Annotated in this window: 13 protein-coding genes and 1 other RNA gene; 6 read left to right on the forward strand and 8 right to left on the reverse strand. The window is 33.1% G+C overall.

All coding sequences use genetic code 11. The annotated features are described in order from the left end of the window. Positions 1-2: 2 nt before the first annotated feature. Positions 3-896, reverse strand: a complete 894-nt coding sequence (gene gnd / locus MHI00_RS14115) for a phosphogluconate dehydrogenase (NAD(+)-dependent, decarboxylating) (protein WP_035064575.1) — start codon at positions 894-896, stop codon at positions 3-5. Between the two features lie 384 nt (positions 897-1,280). Here gnd and MHI00_RS14120 point away from each other — a divergent pair, with 384 nt between their 5' ends. Next, positions 1,281-2,591, forward strand: a complete 1,311-nt coding sequence (locus tag MHI00_RS14120) for a DUF6056 family protein (RefSeq protein WP_341114422.1) — start codon at positions 1,281-1,283, stop codon at positions 2,589-2,591. Between the two features lie 88 nt (positions 2,592-2,679). Here MHI00_RS14120 and MHI00_RS14125 read toward each other — a convergent pair whose 3' ends face one another. Further along, positions 2,680-3,363 (reverse strand): FadR/GntR family transcriptional regulator, encoded by a 684-nt coding sequence (locus MHI00_RS14125; protein ID WP_010054471.1) that lies wholly within the window; start codon positions 3,361-3,363, stop codon positions 2,680-2,682. Positions 3,364-3,573: 210 nt separating this feature from the next. Here MHI00_RS14125 and MHI00_RS14130 point away from each other — a divergent pair, with 210 nt between their 5' ends. Together MHI00_RS14130 and pdxK are read left to right on the forward strand one after the other, a co-directional pair. Further along, complete coding sequence (locus tag MHI00_RS14130) at positions 3,574-4,443, forward strand: Cof-type HAD-IIB family hydrolase (RefSeq protein WP_341114423.1); 870 nt, start codon at positions 3,574-3,576, stop codon at positions 4,441-4,443. Positions 4,444-4,706: 263 nt separating this feature from the next. After that, entirely contained in the window at positions 4,707-5,531 is an 825-nt protein-coding gene (gene pdxK, locus MHI00_RS14135) for a pyridoxine/pyridoxal/pyridoxamine kinase (RefSeq protein ID WP_332630624.1), read from the forward strand. Between the two features lie 188 nt (positions 5,532-5,719). Here the strand turns inward: pdxK and MHI00_RS14140 are convergent, their stop codons facing one another. Both MHI00_RS14140 and ssrS read right to left on the reverse strand, forming a co-directional pair. Then, a complete protein-coding gene (locus MHI00_RS14140; protein ID WP_317913113.1) occupies positions 5,720-6,463 on the reverse strand; it encodes a class I SAM-dependent methyltransferase in 744 nt (247 codons plus the stop codon). Between the two features lie 109 nt (positions 6,464-6,572). Continuing rightward, positions 6,573-6,763: non-coding RNA, 6S RNA (gene ssrS / locus MHI00_RS14145), on the reverse strand. Between the two features lie 147 nt (positions 6,764-6,910). Between ssrS and MHI00_RS14150 the strand changes: the two genes are divergently transcribed. Further along, positions 6,911-7,420 carry an LURP-one-related/scramblase family protein gene (locus MHI00_RS14150; RefSeq protein ID WP_010054464.1) on the forward strand — a complete coding sequence of 170 codons (510 nt, stop codon included), beginning with the start codon at positions 6,911-6,913 and terminating at the stop codon, positions 7,418-7,420. Between the two features lie 63 nt (positions 7,421-7,483). Here MHI00_RS14150 and MHI00_RS14155 read toward each other — a convergent pair whose 3' ends face one another. Together MHI00_RS14155 and MHI00_RS14160 are read right to left on the reverse strand one after the other, a co-directional pair. Then, positions 7,484-8,047, reverse strand: coding sequence for a GNAT family N-acetyltransferase (locus MHI00_RS14155; RefSeq protein ID WP_010054463.1), 564 nt, complete (start codon positions 8,045-8,047; stop codon positions 7,484-7,486). 20 nt (positions 8,048-8,067) lie between these two features. Then, positions 8,068-8,646, reverse strand: coding sequence for a TetR family transcriptional regulator (locus MHI00_RS14160; protein ID WP_010054462.1), 579 nt, complete (start codon positions 8,644-8,646; stop codon positions 8,068-8,070). Between the two features lie 288 nt (positions 8,647-8,934). On the opposite strand from MHI00_RS14160, the gene MHI00_RS14165 reads away from it, so the two are divergent. Next, positions 8,935-10,371: an amino acid ABC transporter substrate-binding protein/permease gene (locus tag MHI00_RS14165; protein WP_010054461.1), complete on the forward strand. Its 1,437-nt coding sequence runs from the start codon at positions 8,935-8,937 to the stop codon at positions 10,369-10,371. Then, complete coding sequence (locus MHI00_RS14170) at positions 10,364-11,095, forward strand: amino acid ABC transporter ATP-binding protein (RefSeq protein WP_010054460.1); 732 nt, start codon at positions 10,364-10,366, stop codon at positions 11,093-11,095. Before MHI00_RS14165 ends, MHI00_RS14170 begins: the two co-directional genes overlap by 8 nt. A gap of 414 nt (positions 11,096-11,509) precedes the next feature. Here the strand turns inward: MHI00_RS14170 and MHI00_RS14175 are convergent, their stop codons facing one another. Beyond that, a complete protein-coding gene (locus MHI00_RS14175; protein WP_201730155.1) occupies positions 11,510-11,908 on the reverse strand; it encodes a hypothetical protein in 399 nt (132 codons plus the stop codon). A gap of 145 nt (positions 11,909-12,053) precedes the next feature. Further along, entirely contained in the window at positions 12,054-13,826 is a 1,773-nt protein-coding gene (gene uvrC / locus MHI00_RS14180; protein WP_010054458.1) for an excinuclease ABC subunit UvrC, read from the reverse strand. Between the last annotated feature and the right edge of the window lie 16 nt (positions 13,827-13,842).

The raw sequence follows: 13,842 nt of genomic DNA on the forward strand, positions 1-13,842 counted from the left end.
CTCTATTTCTTTTCTACATCGTGTCCGCCAAATTCATTTCTCAAAGCTGCTACCACTTTCCCACTAAATGTATCTGGATATAATGAACGATAACGCATCATTAGCGACATGGTAATAATAGGTGTTGCCACTTGTTGTTCCAATGATTCTTCAACTGTCCACTTACCTTCCCCAGACGAATACATAATTCCTTGAATCTCTTCTAATTTTTGATCTTTTCTAAAAGCTGATTCCGTTAATTCCATCAACCACGAGCGAATCACCGAACCGTTATTCCAAACTTTTGCAACTTTTTCATAATCAAATTCATATGGAGCATGCTCCAAAAGATCAAAACCTTCGCCGATGGCTTGCATCATACCGTACTCAATACCATTATGAACCATCTTTAAGTAATGTCCGCTCCCAACAGCACCTGCATAATAATAGCCATTTTCCACAGCGATATCTACAAAAAGAGGTTCAATTTGTTTAAATACGTCTTGATTTCCTCCTATCATAAAGCAACCGCCTTCTCTAGCACCTTCGATACCGCCTGAGGTTCCAACATCAAAGAAATGAATCTTTTTAGCTTCCATTATCTTGCCACGAACAACCGACTCTTTATAATTTGAATTTCCGCCATCTATAAAAATATCATTTGTATCCAGAAGTTCATTCATTTCCTGAAAAATAGCTTCTGTTGGTTTGCCACTAGGTACCATTGACCATATAATACGTGGTTTCGGTAATTGTTTAATCATTTCTACTAAATCAGTAACGATTGCAATATTTTTTTGCTTTTGATTTAACACAGGTGGTTTCAAATCAAAACCAACAACTTTGTGACCAGCATCTACGCAGTTTTCTGCTAAATTTAAACCCATTTTACCTAAACCAATAATTCCAATTTTCATCTAACCACTCCTTAGCATTTTAAAATACATCGGACGTCATACGTCTTATGACTACGGTTTCATGATAACGTTTTCTTTAGTGGATGTCAATAATTATTATTATTTATTTTAATTTATTATTTAACATCAAGGGATCCGTTCTTTTAATCATTTATCAATAACTTTTAATCTAATTTATCTTTTAAATTTGAAACAACATACAATGAAAGCTACTGAAATTTTGTATTAAACTTAGATTTTAAGTATTATATAGACAAAGTCTTTACTCTTCACAATAATTATGCTTAAATGGGGATTAGATTACTTAATTTACTTAGATATTATAATTAATAAAATAAATCATCTAGATAATTAAAAACTTATAAAAGGTAGGAGAAAAATGACATGGACCTAAAAATCAATCACAAGCAAAGAACAATTTTCTTATGGTGCACCTTGATTTTCATCGTATTTCTTTATCAACTTCGATTTAATTTTATCGAAGGTAGTGATGATAGTTGGTTCGCTTTAATCAAGGATAAATATTCATTAGCTGATTATTTAAGCTTAAGATACAATACATGGTCGTCCCGAATTTTTCCGGAAACGATGTTATATTATATATTCCACATCCCAATCAATCTCTGGAGAATGCTAAATACGTCTTTTATATTTTTGTTAGCTACTTCAATTGTTCGAATATTTAAAGGGGAAATAAAGATATACAATGTCGTGGTGGTTATTATTTTGTTTGGTTATTCATCATTTGACGTTATTAATAGCGGCTTTTTTTGGATGACAGGTTCTGTTAATTATTTATGGCCATTAGCATTAGGTGCTTATGTCTTAATTCCTTTTGCTGACAAATTTTTCAGAAAAAAAACGACTGAATTTTCTTTAAAACAATTAGTAAGAGTAATTATTACGTGCATTTTTGCTATTTCTAATGAACAATTAGTTCTCTGTGCTTTTGGAATCATGTTTGTTTATCATATCTACCTATTCACAATTAAAGAAAAGCCATCTATTTACTTGATAATTCTAACCTTGATAGTATTCGCAGGGATACTACTAATGACTTTTGCACCAGGAAATACAGTAAGGTTCGAATCTGAAATAGTCAGATGGTTTCCTGAATTTAATGAGCTTTCCTTTTTAGGACATATGAAAACAGGTATATTTTGGTTATTCGAACAACTTATTACTCATTTTAAATTATTTATCTTACTAATTTCTCTTCTAACAATAAATCTTCTACAATCTGAAAAATTAAAGAAAATATTCTATATATTAGGCACAATTATCTTAAGCTTAACAATAGTAAAACCAACTCTTTTGACTGACTTAAATAGAATAAATTTCGTTCCATTTGATAGTTTTGAAAATTTATTGACAAGAAATTTTATAATAGGAGTATTTCCTTATATTTTTTGGAGCACTGTTCTTATCTATATTATCTTTTGTTCATGCCTTGTAACTAGAAATCCTGTTTTTACATTTTTTTGCTATTTAGCTGGCTTACTTTCCTGTGTATTAATGTTTTTTTCACCAACAATATACGCGTCTGGACCGAGAGTACTCAATGCTCTAGTTTTATTTTTAGTTCTAATCAGTTTTATGTTATTTCAAAAAAATATGGAGAAAAAAAATTCCAACCCTAATTTTTCTTTATTTTTATTAAGCATATTCCCACTTTTTTCATTTTTATTGAACTAACTTTTTTGATAAATTAATTTAGCTTATCATTAAGAATAAAAGGGTGAAGCAAGCTTAGAGACAAAATCCAAGCTTGCTTCACCCTTTTTTATAGATTTAATTCTTCTTTATTGTAACCTAAATGCCGTTGCATCGCTTTTTTTGCAGCTTCGCCATCTTTATTTTTAATTGCCTCTACAATTTGTCGATGAGTTTCAATTGTTTCTTCTTTTAAACTGCGATTGGTTAAATTAATAAATAACGATATAGCTGTTTGGATAATTGGAATCAAACTAGGTACGACAACGTTTTTACTCGACTTCGCAATAGCTGAATGCAACTCAATATCTTTAGTTTCATGATTTTCATTTGCATGAATTAAGGTTGCAATCTCATCACAAATTTTTTCCATTTGTTCTACTTCTTCGCTTGTTGCATTTTCAGCGGCTAATTTAGCAATTTCTGGTTCAATCATCACACGGACATCCATTAAGTCGCTACTCAATCTTTTTTTATCACTAATAAAGCTTAGCCCTAATGGATCTTCAGTTATACCAGGTGTTTTAGATACAAACGTGCCTTTACCACGCTGAATTACAACGACATTTCTCGCTGCTAATAATTTTATCGCTTCACGGATGGTACCTCTTCCAACAGTTAATTCTGTTGCCAATTCAAATTCATTTGGTAATTTATCTCCAGTTTTATAACGTTGCTCTTTAATTAAAGACTCTATTTTGTTAGCTACTTGCTGGGCCAAAGATTGACCGGATTGTTGACTACTCTCCAACATTGCTTTTGTCTCCTTTTAACTTAATCTCGCTAAGTAACGTTAATTTTCAATTCTTCTTTCTATTGTACTCAACTCTTTCTTATGAAGCAAGTTGCAAACAATAGAATAAAAATAGATTTTTTCGTTTTCTGATTTATTAAATCTTTTCTTTACCATTTTTCCATATTAATGGTAAACTAAAGAGGATCATAAAATATTGGAGGAAAAATAATGATAGAGCTGATTGCATCAGATATGGACGGAACGTTATTGAACGAGAAGATGGTTATTTCAAAGGCAAATGCTCAGGCAATTGCTGAAGCTGAGCGCCGTGGTATTAAGTTTATGGTTTCAACAGGTCGCGGATACACTGAAGCTCATCCATTGTTAACAGAGGTTGGCATTAATTGCCCAATGATTACATTAAACGGTGCTCAAGTATATGATGACCAAGGTAAAATTATTGATAATATCGGAATCGAAAAAGATACGGTTAGAACAATTTTACAACTATTAAAAGAGCACAATATTTATGCTGAAGTAGTCACTTCTAAAGGTATTTATTCTGATAATAAAGTCAAACGGATTGAATCTGTTGCGTCCTTACTTGTCAATTTAAATCCCGAAACCACTTATAAGATGGGCGTTGTTTTAGCAGCGGCGCGTTTGGAGCTAATGAATATTAATTACATTGATGACTATAAAGAATTAGTGAATGACCACTCGATTGAAGTCCTGAAATTAATTGCTTTTAGTGATGATGGTCAACATACCCTCGCTCCTATTAAAGAAAAACTTGAAACATTAGGTTCTTTAGCGATTACCTCTTCTTTCATTAATAATATTGAAATTAATCACAAAGATGCACAAAAAGGAATTGCTTTAGCAAGAACTGCAAAAAGGCTGGGTATTCCTATGGAAAATGTAATGGCAATTGGTGATAATTTTAATGATGTGTCGATGCTCAAAGTTGCAGGTGTAAGCTTTGCTATGGAAAATGCTGAAGAAGAAGTTAAAAGCCATGCCAAATATCTAACATCTAGCAATAATGAGAACGGTGTTGCTGAGGCTATTATGCGTTGTATCAATGAAGATTTATAAAAACGTAGCTGAACTTACTTGAGTTCAGCTTTTCTTAATTGACAAATAGACTTATTTAACGTAAAACTAAACTAGAAACGCCAAGCTTTTGATAGGCCTAAACGGATCAACAAACTTTTTATCTAGGCCAGTTCTTTTGAACCAGTCCTTCGGAAAAAAGATAAATTCCCAAAAAAGTAAAAGGACACTTTTATTGGAATTCCCTATTTTTCTGCCAGGCCTAAACAGCTCAACAAACTTTTTATTACACAGGAGGAAATTTTATGACATTAATTCCAAAAACATTAACTATTGCTGGTAGCGACTCAAGTGGTGGCGCTGGTATTCAAGCTGATTTGAAAACATTTGGAGAATATAGTACTTACGGTTTAGCTGCACTTACAACTATCGTGACGATGGATCCAGACAACGGTTGGCATCATCAGGTGCATCCAATTGATGTGGCTATTGTTGAGGAACAATTAAAAACAATTCTAGCTGGTGGTGAAATTGCTGCTCTGAAAACTGGTATGCTTGGGAGTGTTTCTATTATTGATCTAGTAGCGAAAACAATCAAAGAACAACAACTTAAAAATATCGTTATTGATCCAGTAATGGTTTGCAAGGGCGAAGATGAAGTCTTAAATCCAGATAGCGCTGAGGCTTTACGTGATGAATTAATCCCATTAGCAACGGTTGCAACACCTAATTTATTCGAAGCAGGTGTTTTATCTGGTTTAGGAAAACTAACAAATTTAGAAGATATGAAAGCTGCCGCTAAAAAAATTCATCTTTTAGGTGCTAAAAATGTTGTCATTAAAGGTGGAAAAGCCTTAGCAGGTGATAAAGCCATTGACCTATTTTACGACGGTTCAGAATTTTTAGTCTTGGAAAATCAAAAAATCACTCCTGCTTATAATCATGGAGCTGGGTGCACATTTGCAGCGGCAATCACGGCTGGTTTAGCAAACGGACTTACAGTTAGAGATTCTGTCTTAAAGGCTAAAGAATTTGTCTCAGAAGCTATTCGTAGCGGCTTTGCCTTCAATGAATATGTAGGTCCTGTTTTTCATGGCGGTTATCGTTTGACGAAACAAGAAAAAATTTAATCTTTTTAAATGAGCTAGAAGGAGTGTCTATTATGCCTCCCTTCAGCTCATTTTTTACTTAAACATATCTGAACTTCATTAGTTCTATTTCTTCTTTTCCACCTTAACCATCTCATCAAATCGGAGATACCTCTTCCTAAAAAAATCCAAATCAACTTCCCCTTACAAAACACTTTATTTCTAAACACTTATTTTTTCAACTTAAATACAATAAAATCAGCACATCTTAAATCTTCTTCAAAAGAAGGATACTTAGCTAGCATTTCCTCAGATGGTTTTGGTTCAAGTAAACTGTCTAAATTAAAACCAATTTTAAGGAGCGTTGTTAAATAGGTTGTTAAAGTTCTGTGAAAAAAAAGAATATCTGCTTCTTTTCCTAATTTTTGTCGATATTCACCTTCATAAAAATAATTATCAACCCTCCAAAAAAGTTTATCTCCACTTACATCCTTCTCCCAGCCACTATTAGGCGTCACAAAACAAGGGTGTAAAATAGAAAAAACTAACTCACCATTTGGTTTTAGTATACGATACATTTCTTTCAAGGCAGATTCGTATTCTGGTAAATCCTGAATAACCATATTTGAAATAACTAAATCAAAGCTTTCATCTGCTAAAAAATCTAGCTTCTCACAGTTACCTTCAAAATATTTAATTGCTAGATTTGAATTTGTTCGTTCTTCAGCTATTTCAATCATTCTTGTTGAATAATCTACTCCTGTGACTCGGGCTTTCTCTTTAGCTAAAAGGCGGCTTAAATAACCTTCTCCACAGCCTGCATCTAACACTTCTTTATTTTCAATCATTCCAATTAGTGAAAAAATAGCTGGGTTTAATACTATTTCTTTGTGAATGTCCCCATACTCGCCATGCGTTGCTGCATATTCGTTTGCAAAATTATTCCATCTACGTTTAATTTCTTTAGCATCCATTCTCTTCACCCCTTTATCTGATTATATCCTATAAAGATAACGTTTAGTATACATAAAAAAACCGCCTAGTCACGAGGACTAGACGATCTTAAAAATAATTTACTTTTAAAAGAAATCCGATTGTGCCGGTTCAGCATCCCGATGTGTTGCCCCGCTTATAGCAAGGTGGGCTCCGCTGTCAAACATCTCTAACTACCAAGTGAAAAGGCTTGTTATCAGTTTGATTTCAGTTTGGATCCCTAAAAGGTATTACTTGTTCGGTCACCACTGTAAAGGATATATCGTACACATCAGATATCTTACCCATATAATAGCATCCAGCTAAAAAACTAGCAACTGTTTTGCTCAAAAAAAATGGAGACTTTAAATTAATTTAATAAATTACTGCCTATTTAATGAATGAATTTATTTACAATTTGTGCTACTCTATCACTAGAGGTGAAGGACATGATTCATATCTATATGAAGGAACAATATGTCGCTAGAAAAGAACGCATTATTATAAAAGATGAAGCCGGAAAAGATATTTATTTAATCACAGGCAAATGGGGTAATGTTGGAGATGGCTTATATTTGTACAAGATAGACGGCACTTTAGTCGCTGAAGTCAAACAAACAAAACTTTCTTTAATGCCGAAATTTGATATCTATTTAAGCGGTAAAAAAGTTTGTTCTGTTTCAAAGTATCCTGGTATTCACAATCCTTATTTTCGTGTCAGTCGAATTCATTGGATTATTAGTGGTGATTTTGCAAATCATCATTATAAAATTCTCCACTTGACTAAAACTGTCATGACAATGGATAAAGTTTATTTAGCCTCTGGAGATTTTTATGCTCTTTCTATTAAAAGAGAGCAAGATTTACCTCTCTGCGTCTGTCTTGCTGTTATATTAGATCATTGGGTAATCCCACGCGCACCAGCTAAAGATGGACCTCTTAATTTACCTGCCTATTAATGACACAATCATAAAAGTCTTTCCTATTCATAATTTCTGAATAGAAAAGACTTTTTTTATCGTTTAAACTTGTTTTTGCATATGATTGTATTCGTGACCACTGATTGTAACTTCACCAGTCTTTTTAAATCCCATTTTTTCATATAACTTTTGGGCACCAGCATTAGATTGATCACAATTTAAGCCGATAATTTCTTCTCCGTCTTCTTTAGCAAACTCTCCTAATGCATCTAATAGTTCCGTACCTACTCCACGACCACGGAATTTTTCTGCCGTTACAAGTGAATCTAAGTACCATTCACCTGCAAAAGTCTCCTTTTCAATAAAGAGTCTACTATCAGAGTTAAGTCCCTTTGCTTCTAAAATATCAATTAAGGGTTCATCAATCACTGGTTCTTTTTCACCACGATAGCCAAAGACAACCCCGGCAATTTCACCATCACGCATACACACGTGAGCATGGCGGTAACTATAGCGGTATGTTTCAGTTTGAATACCTTCAACTAATAATTCTTCAATTGTTTCTTTTGAATATTCTTTAAATACTTCAAGCTCCATATCTTCTAAAATCACCATAATTAATGGCGCTAATGCTTTTGCATCTTCTTTTCTTGCTTCTCTAATCATTCATTTCACTCTTCCAATCTTTAAATTATCCCTAATGCTCTTTTAGCAAATTGGTAAACTTCTTCTTTTTGATCTTCTACGGCAGTATCATCTGTTTCTGCATACAAATATAATTGCTCTGCTGCATTTTCGATTAAACCAATTAATAAACGGGCTGTCGCTTTAGGATTCATCTTAGCTGTAATGGCTTCCTTAGCTATGCCTTGTTCAAGAAAATCTGTCACATATAGATAGTAAGGTTCATAAATCTTTTCCCATTCATTTAAATGCTCACTGGAAGCTAAACCAGCATAGGTTAACGCAATCACATCTGCATATTTTTCTGTAATACTAAAACTAATTTCAATCAATTGATTTAATTGTTCTGAATAAGGTAAAGTTGAATCCATTCCTTGATGCAACTCCGCAATATTTTTTTCTACTACTACCTCAGCTATAGCTGGCATAATAGCTAATTTTGAAGGGAAATATAAGTAGTACGTTCCTTGGGCAACACCTGCGATTTTAACGATATCTGCAATTTTAGTTTGCTCTAAACCTTTTTCATTAAAAGCTTCTATGGCGGCTGAAATTAATCTATTTTTCTTATCAAGTTTCATTTTGCACCCCTTAATTTGAACTAAACATGTTCTTAACACAAAAACATGACTGACTATCATTCATTTTATCTTATTAAACACTAAATGTCAATCATAAACACACTCGAATAACTCAGTTATTTTTTATTTTGTTTTACGTTTACATAGTTTTAAAAAAAGGATTTTAAATTAGAAAACGTTTTACTTCTAACACATCATGTTAGAAATAGTAACATTAGTGGTATACATATTAGTTGCAAGTTTTTGGCTTTTCCAATAAAATAAAACCTTGAATAGGAGGAGATTTCATTGAACACACGTAAAACATACTTATTTCTATTTTCATTATTATTAACTTTAGGTGTTTTATTAAACTTTACATTAACTACTGATGCTCATGCTGAAACAAAAGAAAAATATATTATTGGTACAGACGTTACTTTTGCTCCCTTTGAATTCCAAGATGCGAATAACAATTTCGTTGGAATTGATATGGATTTACTTAACGCTATTGCTGAAGATCAAGGTTTTGAAGTTGAGATTAAACCCCTAGGCTTCAATGCCGCAGTTCAAGCTCTACAAGCAGATCAGGTCGACGCTGTCATTGCTGGAATGAGCATTACAGATGAACGAAAACAAACATTTGATTTTTCTGATCCTTATTTTGAAAGTGGTGTCGTTATGGCTGTAGCTGATACCAATGATACAATTAAATCTTATGAGGATTTAAAAGGGAAAACAGTTGCAATCAAAACAGGAACTGAAGGAGCTACTTTTGCTAACTCAATCAAAGATAAATACGGTTTTAAAGTTTCAACTTTTGATGACTCTGCTAATATGTACGAAGCTGTTAAAGCTGGAAGTGCTGATGCAGCCTTTGAAGATTATCCAGTAATGGCCTACGCGATTACACAAAATGCGCCACTAAAATTAGTTGGAGAAAAAGAAAAAGGCGGGCAATATGGTTTTGCTGTTAATAAGGGACAAAATCCGGAATTGCTAACTAAATTTAACAATGGTTTAACCAATTTAAAAAATAGTGGAAAATATAAAGAGATTACTGAAAAATATCTAGGTGAAGAAAAAACAGAAAAACAAAGTATTTTTGCTTTAGTTAAAGAAAATTACAAACAACTTTTAAGTGGTCTAGGGACAACTTTATTTGTTACTCTAGTTTCAATAGCAATTGCATCAGTCTTAGGTATTTTATTTGGCCTAATGAGTGTCGCTCCTAGTAAGATTTTAAGAGGAATCTCAATGGTTTATGTCGATATCATGCGTGGTATCCCAATGATGGTTTTAGCTTTCTTCGTATTCTTTACGATTCCACAACTGCTAGGAATTAAAATGGTGGCAACTATTGCTGCAATAATTGTTTTAAGTTTAAATGCTGGAGCTTATATTGCTGAGTTAGTTCGTGGAGGAATTAACGCCGTTGACAAAGGTCAACTTGAAGCCGCTCGTAGTTTAGGTTTACCTTATAGTAAAGCCATGCGTAAAATCATTTTACCGCAAGCGATCAAAATTATGATTCCTTCATTTATTAATCAATTTGTCATTACCTTAAAAGATACAACGATTCTTTCTGTAATTGGGCTAGTTGAATTAACTCAATCTGGTAAAATTGTTGTTGCTAGAACGTACGATTCAAATATGTGGTTTGTGATTGCCTTTATTTACATTGTTGTTATCACTGCCTTAACAAGAATCTCTAATAGGATTGAAAGGAGAGTTAACAATGGTTAAATTAAATGTTCAAGAGTTAAAGAAAAGTTATGGTTCATTAGAAGTTTTAAAAGGTTTAAACTTAGAAGTTCAAGAAGGAGAAGTCGTTTGTTTAATCGGACCTTCTGGTTCAGGGAAAAGTACCTTTTTACGTTGCATGAACCATTTAGAAGAAATTAATGGTGGAACAATTATTATTGATGGCTATGATTTAACTGATACGAGCCTAGATATTAATAAAGTACGTGAAAATATCGGAATGGTTTTTCAACATTTTAATTTATTTCCACATTTAACGATTTTAGAAAATATCACGTTAGCACCAATCGAATTAAAAAAATTAACTAAAGAAGAAGCCCGTCAAAAGGCTTTTGACTTATTAGAAACTGTTGGACTAAGAGAAAAAGCCGATGCTTACCCAAGTTCTTTATCAGGTGGTCAAAAACAGCGTGTCGCAATTGCTAGAGCTTTAGCTATGTCTCCTGACATTATGTTGTTTGACGAGCCTACAAGCGCCTTAGATCCTGAGATGGTGGGCGATGTCTTAGCTGTTATGCAACAATTAGCAAAAGAAGGCATGACCATGATTGTTGTGACTCATGAAATGGGCTTTGCAAAAGAAGTTGCAGATCGTGTTGTCTTTATGGATGGTGGCTTAATTGTTGAAGAAGGCAAACCTGAAGAAGTCTTTAATCAACCTAAAAATGAACGCACAAAAAATTTCTTAGATAAAGTTTTAATTTAACAAAAATACGCCCTTAGTACTATTAGGGCGTATTTTTGTATCTAATTGTTCCTTTAGCCCTACCCTTTAATAGAAATAGATTCTAATTTTCAAAAAATAACTATTTTTAGGGAATTTAAAAATAGTTCGCTATATAAATAGTGATTGAAAATAATTAAGTAATTGTGTAAAATAGAGTTGTAGAGCACTAGTCAGCTCTTCCAAAGTAGGCTAAAAAGCTGAGAACTTTTGTTCTCAGCTTTTTTACATAGTTAAGATATGAATTAGAACAGCTTTATTCACACCTTGTTATAATTTGGTTCCTAAAGCTTGCTTCTAGTAAACTTCAGCACGATCCTTCAATCGAAACTGCCGATTGCTGGCTCTTGCCTCCAGTTTATACAAAGCAGAACAGCTTTATTCACACCCTGTTACTTAAAATTGTTCTGCAAGTTCTTTAATTTTCTTTTTAATTTCCATACGTTGTTCTCTTGTTAAGTCGCCACCTAATTGTTTTTTCAATTCAATAATCTCTTCTTTCAAATCACGCTTTTTATCATCTATATTCTGCTCTACTTCTTCTGTTGTTTCTTGCTTAGGAACATCTTCTTGATTATTAACTTGGCTTTCTTCATTTTCTTTTTGAGCCGTCTCTGTATTCGCTAAAGCTAGTTCACGTAAGGTTGCCATTAAATCAGCATTTTCTTTTTTCAACTCTTTCAATTCTGTTTTTAATTCCTTGATCTCGTTCTCGTACTCTACTTCTCGATTTTCACTACAGCCACTAAGTAAAAAAACTGGCACTATTATACAAAATACTACTAATTTTTTCATGTGTACACACACTCCCTATATAAAAATAAATAAACTATGTATCTTTATCATAAGCTTCCCCTACCATAAAGACAATAGGTTCTTTTTATTTCTCTTAAATTCTAATCAAAAAACCATCTGCTATACTAAATAGCAAATGGTTCTTCTATAGTCTTATTTTTATCAATAATGCGACATTTTTAGAAACGCCTAGCGCTTGAATATCTTTTAAGTCAGCCTCTTTTAATTTTTTTAATGAACCAAAATGTTTTAATAATTTGGTTCGTGTTTTAGGGCCGACTCCTGGAATTTGATCCAGTAAAGAAGACAAACTATTCTTGCTTCTTACTTGTCTATGAAAGGTAATAGCAAAACGGTGGACTTCATCCTGAATTCTTTGAACTAAATAAAATGCTGGACTTTTTGAATCAATTGGGACAACAGTTAATTCTTCACCAAATAATAAATTAGACGTTCGATGCTTGTCATCCTTAACCATTCCAGCTACAGGGATAGTTAATCCTAGTTCATTCTCTAGGACATTTAAAGCAGCGCGAACCTGTACAATTCCCCCATCCATTAAAATTAAGTCTGGTAATTCTTGTTTTTCTTTTAATAAACGTGTATACCGTCTTCGAATAACTTCTTCAGTTGTTGCGGCTTCATTACTCCCCACCACTGTCTTAATTTTATATTTACGATAATTCTTTTTTGAAGGACGTCCATTTTCGAACACAACCATCGCCGATACAGGACTTGTTCCTTGAATATTAGAATGATCAAAAGCCTCGATCCGTTTTAGCGAAGGCAAACCTAGTGCTTCGCCTAATTCTTCAGCAGCGCCAATCGTTTTACGCTCATCCATTTCAATTAAATTAAAACGCTCATTTAAAGAAATTTGGCTATTTTGTGTGGCTAAATCTAATAAATTTTTCTTTTGTCCTCGAACTGGTACTCGAACGGCAACAGATAGAATATCACTGATTAGCTCTTTTTCAACACCTTCTGGAACTAGAATTTCTTTTGGCAGTAAATGATTTTTTTCATTATAAAATTGTAAGATAAATGTTGCTAAATCTTCTTCACCACTACTCTGAATACAAGGGAATAATGCGGCTTCACGTTTAATTAAAGTCGCTTGGCGAATTAAAAAGACTTGAATGGAAATCCAGCCTTTATCTACATAAAAGCTAAAAATATCTCGAGTTGTGTAGTCCGTTGAAATAATTTTTTGTTTTTCCACAGTTGCTTCAATGTAGCGTAATTGATCACGGTACTCTGCTGCTCGCTCATAAACTTGTTCTTCTGCAGCTTTCAGCATTTTTTCTTTTAATTCAGCTTTTACTTTAGCTGTATCACCATTTAAAAAAGCTTTAATACGTTTAATTTGTGCCTCATAAACTTCAACAGGTACTTCATGATCGCAAGGACCTAAACATTGTCCCATATGATAATAAAGACACGCTCGTCTTTGTCTACCAACACACCGTTTTAATGGATAAACTTTTTCAATAAAATGCATTGTTTCTGTCGCTGCATAAACATTCGGATAAGGTCCAAAATAATGCCCACCATCCTTTTCAACATCAGATGTAATGATAAGGCGTGGGTCTCGGTCTCCAGTTATTTTAATATATGGATAGCTTGACCCTTCTTTTAGTTTAATATTGTACTTAGGATGATGTTTTTGAATTAAGGTAATTTCTAACAATAAGGCTTCCTTATCGGTTGACGTAATAATGGTTTCAAAATCAACGATTTCTTCTACTAATAAAAATGTTTTTCCGTCTTTAGTCCCACGAAAATAAGAAGTCACTCGATTTTTTAAATTTTTGGCTTTCCCAACATAAATAATATCATCGGTTTTATTCTTCATAATATAACAACCAGGAAGTTCTGGTAATAGGGTTAATTTATTGCGTAATTGTTCCTTTGACACAGGATTCCCTCTTTTC

Origin of the sequence: Carnobacterium sp. FSL E2-0243, from assembly GCF_038003605.1 — a bacterium.
Lineage (GTDB): Bacteria > Bacillota > Bacilli > Lactobacillales > Carnobacteriaceae > Carnobacterium > Carnobacterium maltaromaticum.